This is a genomic window from Microbacterium sp. NPDC080220 (assembly GCF_040686395.1).
GTDB lineage: Bacteria > Actinomycetota > Actinomycetes > Actinomycetales > Microbacteriaceae > Microbacterium > Microbacterium gawkjiense.
In genome coordinates, this window is record NZ_JBFBOP010000009.1 from 56612 (window position 1) to 75946 (window position 19335).

Consider the following 19335-nt stretch of genomic DNA (forward strand, 5'->3'; position numbering starts at 1 on the left):
GTATCCGGCAGGGCGTACACGCCCTGTCGTGCCCGAAGGAGGTGACCCGCCTCGACCGCGGCGCGGAGTGCGGCATCCGTCACTCCCGCGTCCCGAAGGGTCCGCGTCCTCGCGACTCCCCCTTGGGACACGACGGTGGCGACGGCGGTGGGAAGCACCGATCGAGCGTGGCGGCGTCCGGCCCGGATCCGGGGCGGAGTCGCCGCCCCTGTGGACACCGGCAGCGGGCCGATCTCGTGGGAGGAGGCGATGACACCCGGCATCCAGATGCAGATGACCGGTCGAGCGGAGACACGCCGCAGACAACGGTCGCCCCGGCGGCGTGTCGGCGGGGAGAACGGTGTTCCGGGTCAGCGGCCGCGGGAGGCGGCGGGCACCACCACGCGGTCGGGCAGCAGGCGCGAGACGGCGACCAGCGCCTTGTATCGGAATGAGGGGATGCTGACGGCACGGCCGCGGGCGGCGTCGCGCAGCGAGGTGCGCACCACGTGAGGGGCCTCCAGCCACATCCATCCGGGGACGCCCTCCTGCCCGGGCGGCAGGCCGAGCCGCTCGTGGAAGTTCGTGTGGACGAAGCCCGGACACACCGCCGTGACCGTCACGCCGCGGGGCGCGTAGACGGCGTTCGCCCACCGGCTGAAACTCACGACCCACGCCTTGGCGGCTCCGTAGGTGCCTCGCGGGACCAGCCCCGCCACCGAGGCGACGTTCAGGATGCGGCCACTGCCGCGCTCGAGCATGGCGGGCAGCGCGGCACGGGTGAGACGCATCGTCACCTCGGCGTGGAGCTCGAGGTGGCGGGCCTCCTCGTCGATGTCGCTCTCCTCGAACGCGCGGCGCAGGCCGTAGCCGGCGCAGTTGACGAGCACGTCGACACCCGCCGCGCGCTCCTCGACGCGCCGCCGCCCGGCGGGATCGAGCAGGTCGGCCACGAGGTGCTCGGCCCGTCCTCCGGCCGCCGCGATCTCGTCGACGAGAGCGCGCAGCGCGTCGGCGTCGCGGCCGACGAGGACGACCTCGGCGCCGCGGGACGACAGTTGACGGGCGTACTCTGCGCCGATCCCGGAGCTGGCTCCGGTGACGAGGGCGGTGCGACTCATGCGCGCCAGCCTAGGAGCGGGTCAGGGGGCGACGCGACCGTTCGCGTTGAAGGCGGCGTACGTGAGCGGCATGAGCTCGCGCCACACGTTCTCCATCTTCTCGGCGCACATCTCGATCTCGCGCTGTGGGAACGACGGGAAGTGCGTGCCCTCGCGGGTGGTGCGCAGCGACAGGAAATTCATCAGCGACCGGGCGTTCACCGTCACGTACATCGAGGACATGATGTTCAGCGGCAGGACGATGCGGGCGACCTCGCGGGCGATGCCGGCGTCCAGCATCCGCTGATAGCTCTCGAAAGCGGCGACGGATGCCGCGCGCGTCTCGCGGGCGACGAGCTCGACCTGCTCCTCGGACCCGGGGAGGAACTGGTAGGCGCCGGGCTTGCCGACCTGGACGAGATTGCGCTCGGGGGCCGGGACGTAGAAGACGGGACGCAGCTCGCGGTAGCGGCCCGACTCCTCGTTGTAGGACGCCATGCGGTGCCGCATGAATTCGCGGAACACGAAGATCGGCGCCTGGACGTAGAAGGTCATCGAGTTGTGCTCGAACGGCGAACCGTGGCGGTCGCGCATGAGGTAGTTGATGAGGCCTCGGTCGCGCCCCGTCGCCTCGGTGCCCTCGGCGGCGGCCTCGAGGGTCTGCTCGCCCTGGGTCGAGACCCGGGCCGCGAAGAGCACGTCACTGTCGGATGCCGACGAGCGCACCAGCTCGACGGTGACATCGCTGCGGAACTCGATCTCGGGGCTGTCGGCGCGCTCACTCACGGCTCACACACTACCCGTCGGGGTGACGCCGGATGACGCCGCGGCGCCCCGACACCCGCGGCCGGCATTACTGTGGAGCGGTCATGGAACTCTTCCCCGCCATCGTCGTGCTGACCGCGCTGCTCGCGGTCACCGTCGGCATCGGTCTCACGCTGCGGTGGCGGCAGAACCGGCCGCGTCCCTTCGACCCGCAGGAGGTCGTCGAGCCGACCCGCCTGGGCGCGGAGCGGCTCGGCGACGAGGCGACCCTGCTGCAGTTCAGCACCGAGATGTGCGGCCGGTGCCCGGGCGTTCACCGCACGCTCCGCGAGATCGCGGACGAGCGGGACGGGGTCATCCACCTCGACGTCGACCTCACCCACCGCGTCGACATCGCGCAGCACTTCCGGGTCCTGCAGACCCCGACCACCCTCATCCTCGACAAGCACGGCGTCGTGCGCTCCCGGTTCGGCGGCACACCCGGACGCCAGGTCGTCGAGATGGAGCTCGACCGCGTGACCACGGGAGCCGGCCGTGGCTGAGGTGCGCGGGATCGATCCGCGCGGGCCGCGGTTCGCGGCATCCGTCACGTCGGTGCTGCTGCTCGTTGCGACGCTTCTGGCGCTGCTGGGGAGCTCGACCGCTCATACCGACGCCGGATTCGGCTGGCTCGGCCCGCTGGGAGGCGGCATGTTCATCGTCCCGGTCCAAGGCTGGGTGCTTCCGTTCACACCGCTGCCGATGCGCCTCCTCGACCTCGGCTTCCTCGCCGTCCTCGTGATCGCGGTGCTGTTCCTGTGGGGTGTGGTCTCGCCGCGCACGGCGCCGTGGGGTGTGCTCTACCGCCGCCTCATCCAGCCCCGCCTCGCTCCCCCGACCGACCTCGAGGACCCCCGTCCGCCCCGTTTCGCCCAGGGCGTCGGACTCTTCGTCACCACCGTCGGTCTGCTGCTCCACGTGATGGGCGTCCCGGTGGCGCTCCCGATCGCCGCGGGCCTCGCCTTCATGGCCGCGTTCCTCAACGCCGTGTTCGGGCTGTGCCTCGGATGCCAGTTGTGGCTGGTCCTGCAGCGCATCGGCCTCGTGGGCCGTACCGCCTGACGCTCCGCTGCGGCCGCGTCAAGTCATATCGCTCGCTCATGGTCGAGGTTTAGGCTCGGCAGCGATCCGTCACGACCACGACCGAGGAGACACCATGAGCGTCACGAGCGAAGCCACCACCAGCTGGAAGGGCACCCTGTTCGAAGGGGCGGGCGAGGTCGCCCTCGAGAGCTCCAACCAGGGACCGTTCGCCGTGAACTGGAAGGCGCGCAGCGAGGGATCCACCTCGGTGACGACGCCCGAGGAACTCATCGCCGCCGCGCACTCGTCGTGCTTCAGCATGGCCCTCTCCAACGCCCTCGCCGAGAACGGCACCCCGCCCGAGAGCGTCGAGACCACGGCATCCGTCACCTTCATCCCCGGCACCGGGATCACCGGCTCGCATCTGAACGTCAACGCGTCGGTGCCCGGCCTCTCGGCGGAGGACTTCGATCGCATCGCCAACGAGGCGAAGGCGGGATGCCCCGTCTCGGCAGCCCTCTCCGGCATCGAGATCACGCTCGAGGCGACGCTTGCCTGATCGCCGCGTCGTCGTCTCGGGGGCGTCGGGTCTGATCGGACGGGCGCTCGTCGATTCGCTGCGGGCCGACGGGTACACCGTCACGCGACTCGTCCGCCACGAGGCGCAGGCCCCCGACGAGGCGACCTGGGCGCCGGGCGAATCGCCGCTCGACCCCCAGGTGCTCGCGGGGGCTGCGGCCGTCGTGAACTTCAACGGCGCGACGATCGGGCGCTTCCCGTGGACGCCGTCCTACAAGAAGACGCTGGTGTGGTCGCGCATCCATCCGACGCAGACACTCGCCCGCGCCCTCCGCGAGCTCGCGGACGAGGCACCGTTGTTCGTGAGCTCCTCGGCGACCGGGTACTACCCGCCCGCCGCGCACGGCCGGACCTTCGACGAGTCGGGTCCGCGCGGCGACGCGTTCCTGTCCGACCTCTGCGGCGAGTGGGAGTCCGCGGCGACCTCATCGGGCGTCCGCACCGCGCTGCTGCGCACCGCCCCCGTCGTCCACCGGGACGGCGTGCTGAAGCCGCTGCTGCTGCTCACCAAGCTCGGCCTGTCGGGGCCGCTCGGCCGCGGCACGCAGGTGTGGCCGTGGATCTCGCTCGAGGACGAGGTGCGTGCGATCCGCCACGTCATCGACCGCGGGATCACGGGGCCGGTCAACCTGACGGGGCCCGAACGCGCCACCGCGAACGACCTCGGGTTCGCCCTGGCACGCCGCCTGAACCGCCCGTACGTGCTGCGCGCGCCCCTGTGGGCGGTCCGGCTCGTGCTCGGCAAGGACGCGGTCGAGGCGCTGCTCGCCAACGACACGCACGTCGTCCCGGCGGTGCTGCTCGACACGGGCTTCACGTTCCGGCATCCGACCGTCGAGGACGCCGTCGCGGCGGCCGTCTGACCGGTCAGCCGCGACGGTCGGCGCGCTCGCGCGAGATCGCGGTGCGGATGGCGCTGCGCGCACGCCGACGGTCGCCCGCGCCGTCGTAGAGGAGCCCCATCCGGTACCAGGCGCGCCAGTCGTCGGGATCGCGCTCGACGGCGTCGCGGTACGCCGGGAAGAGCGCGTCGGCCTCGGCCTGCACGGGGCGTCCGCTCGGGCGCAGCGAGAGTTCCTCCTCGGGCAGGCCGCCCTCGGCCTCGAGTCGTCGGCCGAGCCGCTGCGCTCCCAGGCCGAAGCTCAGCTCGCGCCACAGCGCCCACACCGCCACGACGGGCAGGAGCACGAGGGCGATCCCCATCGCGATGCCCACCGGATCGCCGCTCGCCACGAGCAGCACGGCGCGCTGCGCGACGAGGGCGATGTAGAGGATGAGGACGGCGGCGACGATCCCGACGCCGATGCGGGTCCTCATCGGGCGGTCGTCGCGGCGACCTGGCCCGAGACGTCCCCGTCGGCGACCGGCTCGGTGCGGGACGTGTGCGGCATCCGGATCCCGATGTCGATCATCGCGTCGAGACCGACGACGATCCCCGACGCGTCGCGGGCGGCATCGAGTGCCACACGGATGCCGGGGGCATAGGCCGCGGCAGGGTCCACGGTGTCGTGGACGATCGTGAGCGACTCCCCCGGCCCCGACAGGATCGTCTCCTGGCGGGCGATGACCCCCGGACGGCGGAGCGAGTGGACGGGGACGCTGGCGATCTGCTGACCCCGCGCGCGCTGGTCGACGTGCGGCGCCTCGACGGGTCCGACCTCCGACCGCGCCGCGGCGATGAGCTCCGCGGTGCGGACGGCCGTGCCGCTGGGCGAATCGACCTTCGTCTCGCGGTGGGTCTCGACGATCTCGATCGAGGGGAAGAAGGGAGCGGATGCCGCAGCCAGCGCGGACCCGATCACCGAACCCAGCGAGAAGTTCGGGATGAAGACGGCGCCCGTGCCGGCGGCATCCACCAGCGGGCGGACGAGGGCGATGCGCTCGGCGGACCATCCGGAGGTGCCGACGAGGACGTTCTTGCCGCGTTCGATCGCGGCGCGGACGACGTCGATCGACACCGCCGGGGTCGAGGCGTCGACGACGAGATCGGCCCCGTCGAGCTCGGCGAGGTCGCTCGAGGACCCGAGGACGGCGACCGTCTCGTATCCGTCGGTCGCTGCGATCACCTGGGCGATGATCCCGCCGAGTTTGCCGGTCCCGCCCACGAGGGCCACGCGCGTCGTCATGCCACCAGCCTAGGCGGGCAGGAACGACGCGATCGTGTCCCACGCGAGCTTGACGACCAGCAGGCCGAGGACGACGAGGAACACGACGCGGACGAAGCCGTTGCCGCCGCGGGTGGCCATTCGCGCGCCGAGGAGACCACCGGCGATGTTGGCGCACGCCATCAGCAGGCCCAGGGCGAGGATGATCTCGCCGTGCACACCGTAGACGATGAGCGCGGCCAGGTTCGTCGTGAGATTCGCGATCTTGGCGTTCACGCTCGCCTGCAGGAACCCGAAGCCGAGGACGCCGACGAGGAGGATGACGAAGAACGACCCGGTGCCCGGCCCGAGGATCCCGTCGTAGAAGCCGACCCCGAGCCCGATGGCGCCCGAGCGCCACACCACGGCGCGGCGATCCATGTGCCGCGGCTCGTGGTGCAGCCCCATCCGGGGCCGCAGCAGCGTGTAGACGCCGACGGCGACGACGGCGACGAGCACGACGGGGGTCAGGAGTTCGCGCGGCACGTACCGCGAGAGGGCCGCACCGACGGCGGAACCGGCGAACGCCCCGGCGACGAGCGGGATCAGGAGGGTGAGGTGGACCCGGATACGACGCAGATAGACCCAGCTGGCCGAGAGCGTCCCGAAGAAGGACGAGAGCTTGTTCGTCCCGAGGATGAACGGCGTCGCGACGTCCTTCGGCACCCCGATCACGAGGGCGGGGAGCTGGATCAGGCCGCCTCCTCCGACGACCGCGTCCACCCAGCCGGCGAGCCCGGCGGCGACGACGAGGAACAACAGGGCGCTCGCGGAGACGGGGAGCCACTCGGCGAGGAGAGGGCCGGTCAGCACCTCACACCGAGAGGATGTCGGGGAGGCCCGTCCGCAGCTCCACGGGCAGGTGCGCGAGGTCGTTGTGGGAGACGAGCGTCCACGGACGCCCCGGGCGCTGCGCCAGCACCGTCAGGCCGCAGTGCGCCTGGTTGATCGTCAGCCACCGCCATTCCGGCGCCTGCAGCACCTCGCGTACGAACCAGGCGATGACGAAGTTGTGGGTGATCAGCAGCTCGTGCGCGTGGGGACGGTGCGCGAGGAATTCCACCCCGGCATCCGCCATCTGCGCGGCTCCCGCGTCGGCCTCGGCCTCGGTCACTCCCCCGAAGAACGGCTCGTAGACGTGCGGGGTGTCCGGCGTCATGCCACTCGGCACGCAGTCGAACAGCAGGGCGGTGGGCTCGGGGTCGACGGCCGGCAAGCGCTCGGCGACCGCGCGAGCGGTCTCGGCCGCACGCAGCAGCGGCGAGTGCCACACGGCGGTGAGCGGGACACCCGACAGGCGGTCAGCGAGCAGCTCGGCCTGGCGGCGACCGCGCGGCGAGAGCGGTCCGTCGGCCAGGCCGTGCTCGGCGTCGAGGTGTTCGCCGTGCCGCACCAGATACAGATAGTGCGTCACGTGTCTGCTCGCTTCGTCGAAAGTTCGCCGGGCGTTGCCCCGGCTCCTTCCACCCTAAACCAGCCTCAGTCGGTGGCCCGCGCGATCTCGGCGAGGTGCGCTCGACTGAGGTGCAGGCCGACACCCTGCACGAGTTCGTCGACGTGGGCGACGGCGTAGGCGTTGACGATCGGCGCCGCGACGATCCGTTGCGCGAGCAGCCAGGCGATGGCGACAGCGGCGGGCGGCACCGCGAGCTCGCCGGCGATCCGGTCCATCGCCCGCAAGGTCCGCGCGCCGCGACGGTTCATACTCGCCGCCAACTGGCGACCGCGCACCGTGCCCCCGACGTGGTCGCGGTCGCGATGCATCCCCGACAGGTACCCGTGCTCGAGGGCCTGCGACGGCGTGACGGCGATGCCCTGCGCTCCGGCGACCAGTCGCAGATCGCCGTCGAACTCGTCGCGCCGGAGCACGTTGTACGGCACGTCGAGCACAGTGAAGCGGGGGTATCCGGCCGCCGACAGGATGCGGGCCTCCACCAGCTGCGCGGCGCGGTAGCCCGCGGCGCCGACAGCGCGCACCTTGCCCGACTCGACGAGCCACTCCGCCGTGGCGAGGGTGTCCTCGAGCATGGTGGTGCGGTCGGAGGTGCCGTCGAGGGACAGCACGTCGATCCGGTCGGTGCCGAGTCGGATGAGGGATGCCTCGACGGCCCGCACGAGGTTGACCGGGCCGAGACCGGGGTTGTCGGCGCCGCGACCGACCCGGACCGTGAGGACGATGTCGTCGCGGTTGCGTCGGGCCGCCATCCATCTGCCGATGGCGTGCTCGCTGCGACCGGCGGCGTAGCTGTCGGAGGTGTGGAGCGCGTTGCCGCCGCGTTCGACATAGCGGTCCAGGATGGCGTGGGCCGCCGCGATGTCGATGTGCCACCCGAACTCCCCACCCCCCAGGATGAGCGGGAACACCGTGAGGCCGGTCTCGCCGAGGGGGACACGGACGGCGCGGCCCAGCGGAGCGCCGTGGACCGGCAGCGGGCCGGAGGGATGCAGCGTGGGCGCGGTGGTCGGCGACGTCGGATCCGCCGTCTCGAACGCTGCCATGCCCGTCTCCTTGCAGAGCGTTCCGGGAGACATGTGTCCACGCACCGCCGGATGCGCTCACTCCGAGGGTAGAGCAGCCCTCGGACTGGACGTGCGCGTCCGCGCGGCGATCGATGACGTTTCGATAACGGTTGTCCGCGCAAGGCCCGCAACGGCGAACGCCCGCCCTCCGAGGAGGACGGGCGTTCGCGACGTGCGGGATCAGGCCTCGGCGGGCGCCTCAGCGGCCGCGTCGCCGGCCGGAGCCGACTCCTCGACCACGGGCTCGAGCGACAGCTTGCCGCGGTCGTCGATCTTGGTGATGCGCACCAGGATCTTCTGACCGACACCGAGGACGTCCTCGACGTTCTCGACGCGCTTGCCGCCCGCGAGCTTGCGGACCTCGCTGACGTGCAGCAGCCCGTCCTTGCCCGGCAGGAGCGAGACGAACGCACCGAAGGTCGCGATCTTGACGACCGTGCCCAGGAACTGCTCGCCGACCTCGGGGTTGGTCGGGTTGGCGATGGCGTTCACCTGCGCCCGAGCGGCCTCGGCCGAGGGACCGTCGACGGCGCCGATGTACACCGTGCCGTCGTCCTCGATCGAGATCTGCGCGCCGGTCTCGTCCTGGATCGCGTTGATCGTCTTGCCCTTGGGGCCGATCAGCTCACCGATCTTGTCGACCGGGATCTGGACGCTGATGACGCGCGGCGCGGTCGGCGCCATCTCGTCGGGCGCGTCGATCGCCGAGTTCAGGACGTTCAGGATCGTGAGGCGGGCATCCTTCGCCTGCGTCAGCGCGGCGGCGAGCACCGACGACGGGATGCCGTCGAGCTTCGTGTCGAGCTGGATCGCGGTGATGAACTCGCTCGTGCCCGCGACCTTGAAGTCCATGTCACCGAGGGCGTCCTCGGCGCCGAGGATGTCGGTCAGCGCGGCATAGCGCGTCTGGCCGTCGACCTCATCGGTCACGAGACCCATCGCGATACCGGCGACGGGGGCGCGCAGCGGCACACCCGCGTTCAGCAGCGACAGGGTCGAGGCGCACACCGAGCCCATCGACGTCGAGCCGTTGGAGCCGAGAGCCTCGGACACCTGGCGGATCGCGTACGGGAACTCCTCGCGGCTCGGCAGCACGGGCACGAGGGCGCGCTCGGCCAGGAAGCCGTGCCCGATCTCGCGACGCTTCGGGCTGCCGACACGGCCGGTCTCACCGGTCGAGTAGGGCGGGAAGTTGTAGTGGTGCATGTAGCGCTTGCTCGTCGTGGGCGACAGCGAGTCGATCTGCTGCTCCATCTTGAGCATGTTCAGAGTGGTGACACCCAGGATCTGGGTCTCGCCGCGCTGGAAGATCGCCGAGCCGTGGACGCGCGGGATGACCTGCACCTCGGCGTCGAGCGGACGGATGTCGGCCAGCCCGCGGCCGTCCATGCGGACGCCCTCGGAGAGGATGCGGCCGCGGACGACGACCTTCGTCACCGACTTGTACGCGGCGGAGAACTCGATCGGCGCGCCGGCGGGCAGCTGCTCCGCCTCGACGGCCGCGATGAGCTCCGCCTTGACGCGGTCCTTCACGGCGTCGTCGGCAGCCTGACGCTCCTGCTTGTCGGCGATCTGGTACACGTTCACCAGGTCGTCGTAGGCGCGGCCGGCCACGAAGTCGTAGACCTCGGAGCTGTACGGCGGGAAGACGGGGTAGACGCCCGGCTCGCGCGAGGACTCGGCGGCCATCTGCGCCTGCGCCTCGACGAGCTGCTTGAGGAACGGCTTGGCGGCCTCGAGGCCGCCGGCGACGATGTCCTCGCTCGGCTTGACGGCGCCGCCCTTGATGAGGTTCCACGAGTTCTCGGTGGCTTCGGCCTCGACCATCATGATCGCGACGTCGCCGTCGGGCAGGACGCGACCGGCGACCATGAGGTCGAACACGGCCTCCTCGACCTGCTTCTGGTTCGGGAACGCGACCCACTGGTCGGCGTGCTGGCCGTGGCCCGGGATGAGCGCGAGGCGGACACCGGCGATGGGGCCGGAGAACGGCAGACCCGAGATCTGCGTCGACGCGGAGGCCGCGTTGATCGCGAGGGCGTCGTAGTACTCGCCGGGCGCGATGGACAGCACCGTCACGACGATCTGGACCTCGTTGCGGAGGCCGTCGACGAACGACGGACGCAGCGGCCGGTCGATGAGGCGGCAGACGAGGATCGCCTCCGTCGAGGGACGACCCTCGCGACGGAAGAACGAGCCGGGGATCTTGCCCGCCGCGTACGAACGCTCTTCGACGTCGACGGTCAGCGGGAAGAAGTCGAAGCCCTCACGGGGGTGCTTGCCGGCGCTGGTGGCCGACAGGAGCATCGTCTCCTCGTCGAGGTAGGCGGCGACGGCGCCCTGCGCCTGCTGGGCGAGGCGTCCGGTCTCGAACCGGACGGTGCGGGTGCCGAAGCGTCCGTTGTCGAGGACGGCTTCGGCGGCGGTGATTTCAGGACCTTCCAAGAGGTCTCTCCTTCTTTGTTTAGACTCGCACGCGCGTTTCGCGAGCGAGATCGTGCGAAGGAGCAGGAACAGGCAGATATGGGCGCGCGGAGAATCCGCGAGGACCGCCTGCGCTGGCCACCAGTCGAAGACCACCATCCGCGGGAACGGGATGGGAATCCACCACAGGGGACCAGCTTCCTGCCGGGCCTGCTCCATGAGCTCACTGTGAAGTTGAGCGGATGCCGCGATGAGGACCGCGGGCAACCCGGCCCAGCCTATCAGCGGACCCTTCGGAGTGCGTATCGTGGCGGCATGAGCGACGACGAGAAGACCGCGGACGCGGCATCCGAAGACATGAAGCGGAAGTTCCGCGAGGCGCTCGAGAAGAAGAACGCGCAGAGCCGGAAGGGTGAAGCCCACCTGGACGGGGACTCCGCCGTGCACGGGACGCACGGCGCCGTCACCAAGCGCGAGTTCCGACGCAAGAGCGGCTGAGCCCGAACGGCCCGACATGACGGCGGGCCCGGATGCCTTCTGGCTGTCCGGGGCCGCCGCGTTCGTGTCGCGTCAGGGCGACGCCACCTCCGCGCGCCGGCGAGCGCGCTCCTCCTTGGCCGCTGCCTCGTCGAGGGCGGCGTCACCGAGGCCCGTCGTGTCGACGGCGCCGGTGTCGTCCGAGACGCCGTGACCCGTGAGCGTCGACTCGTCGAAGGGACGCTTCCCCGCGAGGACCGCGGCGACCTGCTCGCGGTCGATCTGCTTCGTCCACGTGCCGATGAGGAGCGTCGCGACCGCGTTGCCGGTGAAGTTCGTGAGCGCACGGCCCTCGGACATGAACCGGTCGATGCCGACGATGACGCCGACGCCGTTGACGAGGTCGGGGCGGTAGGCCTGCAGACCGCCCGCGAGGGTCGCCAGCCCCGCACCGGTGACACCGGCAGCACCCTTGGAGGCGATGATCATGAAGACCAGGAGACCGATCTGCTCGGGGATCGACATCGGCGCCCCCATGCCGGCGGCGATGAACAGCGACGCCATCGTCAGGTAGATCGCGGTGCCGTCGAGGTTGAACGAGTACCCGGTGGGGACCGTGATGCCCACGACGGGCTTGGAGACGCCGAGGTGCTCCATCTTGGCGATCAGGCGCGGCAATGCCGACTCGCTCGAGGAGGTGCCCACGATGAGCAGGTACTCGCGGCCGAGGTACTTCATCACCTGGAAGATGTTGATGCGGGCGACGGCGTACAGGAGCGTTCCGAGGACGCCGACGATGAACACGATGCACGTGATGTAGAAGGCGATCATCAGAAGGCCGAGGCTCAGGATCGCCGCGACACCGGTCTTGCCGACGACGGCGGCGATGGCACCGAACGCGCCGATCGGGGCGAGCCAGAGGATCATGCCGAGGATGCGGAAGACGAGGGCCTGAAGGTTCTTTACTGCGCTCATGACGGGCTCGCCCTTGGCGCCCATCTTCTGCAGGGCGAAGCCGACGAGCAGGGCGATGAACAGGACCTGGAGGACGCTCTCGCCGGTGAAGGCCGAGAAGAAGGTGGTCGGGATGATGCCGAGGATGAACTCCGTCGTCGTCTTCGCCTCGGGCAGCGAACCGGTGTCGTAGGTGGCGCTCTGCATGTTGAGGCCCTCACCCGGGTGGATGATGTTGCCGACCACGAGACCGATCCCCAGGGCGAACGTCGACATCGCCATGAAGTAGAGGAGCGCAAGACCGCCGATGCGACCGACGGTGGCGGCCTTGGCGATGGAGCCGACCCCGACGACGATCGTGCAGAAGATGATCGGCGCGATCATCATCTTGATGAGGTTGACGAACGCTTTGCCGACCGGTTCCAACTCGACGGCGAAGGTCGGCCAGAGGAGACCGACGACGCAGCCGAGGACCACCGCGATGATCACCGAGACGTACAGCCACGTGTGCTTGTCCCAGGCCTGCCTGCCGCGGCGGGGGTTGTATCCGGGGAGCCGGAACGAGGTTGTGAGGGCCATGATCTCTCCTGCGTGACAGTCTTTGTCGTGAGCCGACGGCAGTGTCGACGAAGATCAGCGTGCGCCTCGCGGACCGGCATCCGCCGTTGTGGTCGTATTGTTCGCAGAACGGCGAGAGGAGTGCAGGGTGGCGCGACCCCGACCGACGAGCGCGGCATCCCGCGTCTTCGTCGCCGTCTCGGCCGCCGTCGTCGTCCTCTCCCTCGCGATGGCGGGAATCCTGCTCTGGGAGGGCCAGCGCGCCGTCCGCGCGGAGGCCGAGCGAGTGACGCGGGCGGTGGCCGAGACGATCGCCGACAGCGCCGGCGTCGTCGACGCCCTCGCGCAGGGGGACCGCGCCGCGGCGTCGCGCGTCCTGCAGCCCGAGATCGAGGCGATCATCGCCGACGCCGGCGTCGACTTCGTGACCGTGATGGACCCCTCCGGCATCCGGATCACCCATCCTGACCCGGCTCGGATCGGCGAGCGCTACCTCGGGACCATCCCCGAGGGCACCGTGACCCTCACGGAGGAGTTCACCGGGACCCTGGGGCCGTCCGTCCGGACGATCGTGCCGGTCGTCTCGGACGGCGAGGTCGTGGGGCGCGTGTCGGTGGGCGTCACGATCGGATCGATCGCCGAGACGCTCGGCCCGCGCGTCCTGGTGGCGGTCGGCATCGCGGTGGTCCTCGCCGCGGCGGGGCTCGCCGGAGCCATCTTCGCCCGGCGGGCGACCCGGCGGGTCACCGGAGACCTCCCCGCCGGCGCCGTGCGCGACGCCGTCTCGTCGTACGAGTCCATGCGCACCCTCGGGGAGGCGCTCCGGGCGCAGACGCACGAGCACGGCAACAGGCTGCACACGGCCATCGCCCTGCTCGAACTGGGCCGCACGAGCGAGGCGATCGAGATCCTGTCGGAGGACGCCCGGCAGAGCCAGTTGCTCGTCGATCAGGTCGCGGCCCGCCGCGAGGGCGACCCGACGGTGGGCGCCCTGCTGCTCGGCAAGGCGTCGCAGGCCGCCGAGCGCGGTGTCGAGTGGCGCGCGCGCATCGACGCCGACGCGCCGCGATCGGTGCTCTCCCCCGTCGACGCGGTGTCGGTCGTCGGGAACCTCATCGACAACGCGCTGGATGCCGCGGCGTCCGGCGCCGCGCCGCGGTGGGTGGACGTGCGCATGACCCCCACCGCGGAGGACGAGCTCGCCATCGAGGTCGCCGACAGCGGGGACGGCATCCCGGCTGAGATCGCGGACCGCATCTTCGCGCACGGCTTCTCGACGAAACCCGCGGGCGAGCTCGGTCGCGGCGTGGGCCTCGCCCTCGTGCGCTCGATCGTGGAGGAGGCCGAGGGCACGATCTCGGTGACGTCCGATCCGACGACGTTCCGCGTCATCCTCCCCCGGAGCAACGGATGATCGGCGTGCTGGTCGTCGACGACGACGCCCTCACCCTCGAACTCCACCGGCACTACGTCGAGCGGCTGGACGGCTTCGAGGTCGTCGCCGAGTGCACCGGCGCACGCGCCGCCGTCGCCGCCCTGCTCGACAGTCCCCGCGCCGCCGACATCGACCTCGTCCTGCTCGACATGACGATGCCCGACGGCTCGGGGCTCGATGTCCTCCGCCACCTGCGCGCCCGAGCCGGGACGGTCGACGTCATCGCGATCACGTCGGTCCGCGATGCGGAGGTGGTGCGGCAGGCGATCACGCTCGGTGCGGTGCAGTACCTCGTCAAACCCTTCACGTTCGGCGATTTCCAGGACCGGATGCAGCAGTACCGCCGCTTCCGCGACCAGGTGTCGCAGACGGCGGGCGCGGCGACGCAGGCCGAGATCGACGCGATGCTCGGGACCCTGCGCACCGCGCCCGCGCCGACACTGCCGAAGGGGCTGTCGCCCGAGACCCTCGGCCGCGTGAGCGCGCTGCTGCGGACAGGGCCGGCGTCGGCACGAGAGGCGGCGGACCGGCTCGGGATGTCGCGGGTCGCCGCGCGGCGATACCTGGAGCACCTCGCCGAGGCGGGCCGGGTCGAGCGGGTGCAACGGTACGGGACCCCAGGTCGCCCCGAGACGGAGTACCGCTGGAAGCAGTGAGCGGCGCCGCTCAGCGCTGCACGCCGGCCCGCCCGCCGGGACGGCCGACCAGGACGTAGTCCGGGACCTTCGCCGTCAGCCCGTCCCCGGCCGTCCGGCCCCGCAGCCGGCGCCATACCCACGGCAACGCATCGCGGCGCAGCCACGAGCCGGTCGGGGGCTCCTCGTCGACGTGGAACGCCTCGTCGAGACCGGCGAGCGCCTCGGCGTCGGGCATGCCGAGCGCCTCGGCGGCGCGATAGGCGACGTAGCGATGCCCCCGCGAGCGCAGGTGCACCTTGTCGTCGGCCCAGAGCTCGGCGCGCGACAGCTCGGGGAGGGCCGCGAGGTCGAGGAGGATCGTGCCGGTGCGTGCGGCCGCCCGGCGCAGGTGCGCGTTGTAGACGGCGAAGCGTCGGGTGAACACGCCCGCCGCCCACCTGTCCGGGAGGAAGACCGTCGCGAGCAGCACGTCGCACCCCGCGCCGCGGAGGCGGGTCACGGCATCCTCCACCTGCGCGGCCAGCGCGACCGGGTCGCACCGCACCTGCGTGAGGTCGTTGGCGCCGATCAGCACCGACACCAGGTCGGGGCGCATCTCGAGACAGCGGGGCAGCTGCTCCTCGACGAGGTGCGCGACGCGGCGACTGCGGACGGCCAGGTTCGCGTAACGGAAGGCATGACGCTCCCCGCCGCTCAGCGCCAGCAGGTGCGCGAGCCGGTCGGCCCATCCGCGGAACGCTCCCCGCGGCATGCGGGACGCATCGCACAGGCCCTCGGTGATCGAGTCCCCCAGCGCGACGTATCGGGACCAGGAGCGCCCGTCCGCGGCGCCGGGGGCGGCGACGTCCGGGCGGGGCCACGCGAGGGCCCGGCGCCCGGCATCCGTCCGGTGCAGCATCGCGGCACGGTCGTAATGCTCGACGAGGCGGTCCGCGAGCGCCTCCCAGGTGCGTCCCGACACCGCGTCGCGGGCGGCGCGGGCGAAGGCGCGGCGCTTCGCGTCGTCACCGGCGAGGTCGGCGACCCGCGCGCGCAGGTCGTCCGCGTCGCCCGGGCGGTAGAGCCACCCGTCGACGCTGCTGCGGACGAGGTCGACGGGACCGCCGGCCCCCGTCGCCACGACCGGGACGCCGCTGGCCTGCGCCTCCTGGATCGTCTGGCCGAAAGTCTCGCTCTCGCCGGGGTGGACGAAGACGTCGAACGACGCGAGCGCGGTCGCCAGCGCGTCGCCATCGGCGTGGCCGAGGAAGACCGCATCCGGCAGGAGCTGCTCGAGGACCGGTCGCGCAGGCCCGTCCCCGACGATGACGAGACGGATGCCGGGGATCCCCCGCAGCGCCGCGAGGTCCTCCACCTGCTTCTCGGGAGCCAGCCTCCCCACGTACCCGACGATCACCTCGCCGGGGGCGACGCTCCGCCGCCACCGCTCGTCGCGTCGGCTCGGCGTGAACCGCGCACCGTCGACGCCGCGTCCCCACAGCGCGACGCGGTCGACGCCGAACCCCTCGAGCTGCGCGCGCGCCGACGCGGAGGGGGCGAGGGTGAGGGTCGCACGGCGGTGCAGCCGGCGGACGTGCGCCTCGGCCAGGGCGGCCCCCTGCGGGAGCCCGTACCTCCCCGCGTACGAGACGACGTCGGTCTGGTACACGGCGACGCTCGGCAGCCGGCGCGCCTCGGCGGCGAGGAGCCCCTGCCACCCGAGCAGGAACGGTGAGGCGAGGTGGACCACGTCGGCGTCGAAGCGGGCGAGGTCGCGGGCGAGCGAGGCGACCGGCGGCACGGCGAGGCGGACGGCGGGGTACCGCGGCAGCGGGAAGGACGGCACGGCGCGGCCCGGCATCCCGAGCTCCCGGCGTCCGGCGGCGGGCGCGATGACGAACACGTCGTGCCCGCGTCGCTCAAGATGATCCCGGATCTGCAGGACGGATCCGGTGACCCCGTTCATGTGCGGGAGGAAGGACTCGGTGACAACCGCGACTCTCACAGCACCAGGGTGACGGGCGGCGGAGCCCTGACACAGCGCGGAAGGCCCGGATCGCGGAGTGTTCATCCACCCCTTCCCGCGCGTCCACCGACCGGTTCCGCGCCGTCCCCCGTTCGCGCGTCGTTCACCCCCGCCTGCTACACAGGCGCCGTGTTCGCCGATCTGCTGACGAGCGTCGCGGCGGGCCCGTGGGCGCTGCCGGCGCTCTTCGCCCTCGTCCTCGCCGACGCCGTCCTCGTCGTCGTCCCGGGCGAGGTGGCCGTCACCGCGGCGGGGGCGCTCGCGGCCGCCACCGGAACGCCGCCGCTCGCCGCCGTCGTCGCGGTGGCCGCCCTCGCCGCCTTCTGCGGCGACGCGCTCTGCTACGGCGTGGGGCGGTTCGCCGACGTGGAGCGGTGGGGATGGATGCGGCACCGCCGCATCCGTGCCGCGTTCGAGTGGGCGGGAGCCCGCCTGTCGCGCGGGACGGCGACGGTGGTGTTCACGGCGCGGTTCATCCCCTTCGCGCGGCTCGCGGTCAACCTCACTGCGGGAGCGACGAGGGTGCCCGCGGCCCGGTACCTGGGCACGGTCGCGGTCGCGGCGACCGCCTGGGCGCTCTACCAGGCGGTCGTGGGTGCCGCGGTCGGCGGTCTCCTGCAGGGGAGCCCCGCGCTGGCCGTCGTCGTCTCCATCGCCGTTGCGATCATCCTGGGCGTGACGATCGACGCGGCGGCGGCCCGCTGGACGGGCCGCCGCTCACGCTGAGGGGATCACTCCCCCGTGAGACCACCGAGCAGGTGACCGAACGAGCCGCCCTTACCGAGGTAGGACTCGGGGTCGAACGGGTCGAGCGTCTCGCCGGCCGGCCGCCGCGTCACGGCATCCGCCAGTTCCCGTGCGCCGCGCTCGATGCGAGCCGACAGCGGCGAGACGTCGTCGGCGCGGGCACCCCAGTCCGAGGACGCGGCGAACACACCGGTCGAGACCGCCTCGGCGTGCAGGTAGGCGAACAGCGGACGGATCGCGTAGTCGATCGCGAGCGAGTGCCGCGCCGTGCCCGCGTTCGCCCCGATGAGGACGGGCTTGCCCTGCAGCGCGTCGGGATCGAGCACGTCGATGAACGACTTGAACAGGCCCGAGTAGCTCGTCGAGAAGATCGGCGTGACGACGATGAGCGCGTCGGCCGACACGACCGTGTTGATCATCGTCTCGAGGGCGGGCGGGGCGAACCCGGTGAGCAGGTTGTTCGTGATGTCGTGCGCGTACTCGCGGAGCTCGAAGGTGTCGACGGATGCCTCCACCCCCCGCTCCCGCAGGTCCGCGAGCACGGCGGTCGCCAGCTTGTCGGCGAGCATCCGCGTCGATGACGGGTTCGAGAGCCCCGCCGAGACGACCGCGATGCGACGGGCGGTCATCGTGCACCGCCCAGACCGAACGCGGCGCCGACGGGAGCCGGGGTGTCCTGGTACGGGCTCGGGCCGGAGAGGTTGTCGCCGCGGTTCGCGCGCGGGCGGGCCTCACGGACCGGACCGTCACCGTACGTGGCGGCCACCCGCGCCGCGTGGGTGGGGGCATCGGGGACGATCGCCGGCCGATCCTCCGCCAGCTCCTTGCGGAGCACCGGCACGACCTCGCCGCCGAGGAAGTCGAGCTGCTCGAGCACGGTCTTCAACGGAAGCCCCGCGTGGTCGACGAGGAAGAGCTGACGCTGGAAATCGCCGAACAGGTCGCGCATGCCTGCGTACCGGTCGATCACCTGCTGCGGCGAACCGACGGTGAGCGGCGTCATCTCGGTGAAGTCCTCCATCGACGGGCCGTGGCCGTAGACGGGGGCGTTGTCGAAGTACGGGCGGAACTGCGCGACGGCATCCTGCGAGTTCTTCGCCATGAACGCCTGACCGCCGATGCCGACGATCGCCGTCTCGGGAGCCCCGTGGCCGTAGTGCTCCCAGCGCTGACGGTAGAGGCCGATGAGGCGCTGGTAGTGCTCGGCGGGCCAGAAGATGTTGTTCGCGAAGAAGCCGTCGCCGTAGTACGCGGCCTGCTCGGCGATCTCGGGCGTGCGGATCGAGCCGTGCCACACGAAGGGCGGCACACCGTCGAGCGGCCGAGGCGTCGAGGTGAAGCCCTGCAGCGGCGTGCGGAACTTGCCCTCGAAGTCGACGACGTCCTCACGCCACAGCTTGTGGAGCAGGGCGTAATTCTCGATCGCGAGCGTCACGCCCTGACGGATGTCCTTGCCGAACCAGGGGTAGACGGGACCGGTGTTGCCGCGCCCGAGCATGAGGTCCATGCGACCGCCCGACAGGTGCTGCAACATCGCGTAGTCCTCGGCGATCTTCACGGGGTCGTTCGTCGTGATGAGCGTCGTCGAGGTCGAGAGGATGAGGCGCTCGGTCTGCGCCGCGATGTACGCGAGCGTCGTCGTCGGCGAGGACGACCAGAACGGCGGGTTGTGGTGCTCGCCGATGGCGAAGACGTCGAGGCCGACCTCTTCGGCGTGCTTGGCGATCTCGACGGTCGCCGCAATGCGCTCTCGCTCGCTCGGCGTGTGACCCGTGGTGGGGTCCTGCGTGATGTCGGTGACGGTGAAGATGCCGAACTGCACCCCGGGCCAGGTGGTGGTGGTGGTGCTGCTGGTGTCGCTCACGGTGTCCCTCTCGATTCCCGGACGGATCGCGCCCGATTCATGCAAGTGAATATACCTGTGTCAACGCCGTGGTGTCCACGTTAT

General features: G+C 71.4%; 20 protein-coding genes and 1 pseudogene. 8 read left to right on the forward strand and 13 right to left on the reverse strand.

Going from position 1 to position 19335, the window contains the following annotated elements:
* Positions 1–17: 17 nt before the first annotated feature.
* The 3 genes and pseudogenes from AB0P29_RS13405 to thyX form a co-directional block, all read right to left on the reverse strand.
* Positions 18–263, reverse strand: a pseudogene (locus tag AB0P29_RS13405) (type IV toxin-antitoxin system AbiEi family antitoxin domain-containing protein); the annotation flags it as partial.
* An 87-nt stretch (positions 264–350) separates the two neighbouring features.
* Positions 351–1100 (reverse strand): SDR family NAD(P)-dependent oxidoreductase, encoded by a 750-nt coding sequence (locus AB0P29_RS13410; RefSeq protein ID WP_363380474.1) that lies wholly within the window; start codon positions 1098–1100, stop codon positions 351–353.
* Positions 1101–1121: 21 nt separating this feature from the next.
* A complete protein-coding gene (gene thyX, locus AB0P29_RS13415; RefSeq protein WP_217531385.1) occupies positions 1122–1865 on the reverse strand; it encodes an FAD-dependent thymidylate synthase in 744 nt (247 codons plus the stop codon).
* An 83-nt stretch (positions 1866–1948) separates the two neighbouring features.
* Between thyX and AB0P29_RS13420 the strand changes: the two genes are divergently transcribed.
* From AB0P29_RS13420 to AB0P29_RS13435, 4 genes are all read left to right on the forward strand, one after another.
* Positions 1949–2386 (forward strand): thioredoxin family protein, encoded by a 438-nt coding sequence (locus AB0P29_RS13420; RefSeq protein ID WP_253034308.1) that lies wholly within the window; start codon positions 1949–1951, stop codon positions 2384–2386.
* Entirely contained in the window at positions 2379–2945 is a 567-nt protein-coding gene (locus tag AB0P29_RS13425; RefSeq protein ID WP_363380477.1) for a DUF4395 domain-containing protein, read from the forward strand. Before AB0P29_RS13420 ends, AB0P29_RS13425 begins: the two co-directional genes overlap by 8 nt.
* A 94-nt stretch (positions 2946–3039) precedes the next feature.
* Positions 3040–3465, forward strand: a complete 426-nt coding sequence (locus AB0P29_RS13430; protein WP_311289764.1) for an OsmC family peroxiredoxin — start codon at positions 3040–3042, stop codon at positions 3463–3465.
* Positions 3458–4348 (forward strand): TIGR01777 family oxidoreductase, encoded by an 891-nt coding sequence (locus tag AB0P29_RS13435; protein ID WP_363380480.1) that lies wholly within the window; start codon positions 3458–3460, stop codon positions 4346–4348. The genes AB0P29_RS13430 and AB0P29_RS13435 overlap by 8 nt, the downstream gene beginning before the upstream one ends.
* A 4-nt stretch (positions 4349–4352) precedes the next feature.
* Here the strand turns inward: AB0P29_RS13435 and AB0P29_RS13440 are convergent, their stop codons facing one another.
* The 6 genes from AB0P29_RS13440 to AB0P29_RS13465 all read right to left on the reverse strand — a co-directional run bounded on the left by AB0P29_RS13440 (position 4353) and on the right by AB0P29_RS13465 (position 10594).
* On the reverse strand, positions 4353–4802 hold the full coding sequence (locus tag AB0P29_RS13440; RefSeq protein WP_363380483.1) for a tetratricopeptide repeat protein: 450 nt from the start codon (positions 4800–4802) through the stop codon (positions 4353–4355).
* The gene (dapB, locus tag AB0P29_RS13445; RefSeq protein ID WP_363380485.1) at positions 4799–5611 is read right to left on the reverse strand and encodes a 4-hydroxy-tetrahydrodipicolinate reductase; all 813 of its coding nucleotides are present in this window, start codon (positions 5609–5611) and stop codon (positions 4799–4801) included. The genes AB0P29_RS13440 and dapB overlap by 4 nt, the downstream gene beginning before the upstream one ends.
* A 9-nt stretch (positions 5612–5620) precedes the next feature.
* Positions 5621–6442 carry a TSUP family transporter gene (locus AB0P29_RS13450; protein ID WP_363380488.1) on the reverse strand — a complete coding sequence of 274 codons (822 nt, stop codon included), beginning with the start codon at positions 6440–6442 and terminating at the stop codon, positions 5621–5623.
* Between the two features lies 1 nt (position 6443).
* A complete protein-coding gene (locus tag AB0P29_RS13455; protein ID WP_308210378.1) occupies positions 6444–7043 on the reverse strand; it encodes a histidine phosphatase family protein in 600 nt (199 codons plus the stop codon).
* Positions 7044–7108: 65 nt separating this feature from the next.
* The gene (locus tag AB0P29_RS13460; protein ID WP_363380491.1) at positions 7109–8128 is read right to left on the reverse strand and encodes an aldo/keto reductase; all 1020 of its coding nucleotides are present in this window, start codon (positions 8126–8128) and stop codon (positions 7109–7111) included.
* Positions 8129–8329: 201 nt separating this feature from the next.
* Positions 8330–10594: a polyribonucleotide nucleotidyltransferase gene (locus AB0P29_RS13465; RefSeq protein ID WP_363380494.1), complete on the reverse strand. Its 2265-nt coding sequence runs from the start codon at positions 10592–10594 to the stop codon at positions 8330–8332.
* A gap of 294 nt (positions 10595–10888) precedes the next feature.
* Between AB0P29_RS13465 and AB0P29_RS13470 the strand changes: the two genes are divergently transcribed.
* On the forward strand, positions 10889–11071 hold the full coding sequence (locus AB0P29_RS13470) for a DUF5302 domain-containing protein (RefSeq protein ID WP_064003169.1): 183 nt from the start codon (positions 10889–10891) through the stop codon (positions 11069–11071).
* 72 nt (positions 11072–11143) lie between these two features.
* Here AB0P29_RS13470 and AB0P29_RS13475 read toward each other — a convergent pair whose 3' ends face one another.
* Entirely contained in the window at positions 11144–12583 is a 1440-nt protein-coding gene (locus AB0P29_RS13475) for a cation:dicarboxylase symporter family transporter (RefSeq protein ID WP_363380497.1), read from the reverse strand.
* 127 nt (positions 12584–12710) lie between these two features.
* Between AB0P29_RS13475 and AB0P29_RS13480 the strand changes: the two genes are divergently transcribed.
* Positions 12711–13976: an ATP-binding protein gene (locus tag AB0P29_RS13480; RefSeq protein ID WP_363380500.1), complete on the forward strand. Its 1266-nt coding sequence runs from the start codon at positions 12711–12713 to the stop codon at positions 13974–13976.
* Positions 13973–14653, forward strand: coding sequence for a response regulator (locus AB0P29_RS13485; protein ID WP_311289757.1), 681 nt, complete (start codon positions 13973–13975; stop codon positions 14651–14653). The genes AB0P29_RS13480 and AB0P29_RS13485 overlap by 4 nt, the downstream gene beginning before the upstream one ends.
* Positions 14654–14663: 10 nt before the next feature.
* Here AB0P29_RS13485 and AB0P29_RS13490 read toward each other — a convergent pair whose 3' ends face one another.
* Positions 14664–16619 (reverse strand): glycosyltransferase, encoded by a 1956-nt coding sequence (locus AB0P29_RS13490; RefSeq protein WP_363380503.1) that lies wholly within the window; start codon positions 16617–16619, stop codon positions 14664–14666.
* 150 nt (positions 16620–16769) lie between these two features.
* On the opposite strand from AB0P29_RS13490, the gene AB0P29_RS13495 reads away from it, so the two are divergent.
* A complete protein-coding gene (locus AB0P29_RS13495; protein WP_363380506.1) occupies positions 16770–17366 on the forward strand; it encodes a VTT domain-containing protein in 597 nt (198 codons plus the stop codon).
* A 5-nt stretch (positions 17367–17371) separates the two neighbouring features.
* On the opposite strand, the gene AB0P29_RS13500 is transcribed toward AB0P29_RS13495, so the two are convergent.
* Both AB0P29_RS13500 and AB0P29_RS13505 read right to left on the reverse strand, forming a co-directional pair.
* A complete protein-coding gene (locus AB0P29_RS13500) occupies positions 17372–18016 on the reverse strand; it encodes an FMN reductase (RefSeq protein ID WP_064003163.1) in 645 nt (214 codons plus the stop codon).
* Entirely contained in the window at positions 18013–19209 is a 1197-nt protein-coding gene (locus AB0P29_RS13505) for an LLM class flavin-dependent oxidoreductase (RefSeq protein ID WP_363380627.1), read from the reverse strand. The genes AB0P29_RS13500 and AB0P29_RS13505 overlap by 4 nt, the downstream gene beginning before the upstream one ends.
* Between the last annotated feature and the right edge of the window lie 126 nt (positions 19210–19335).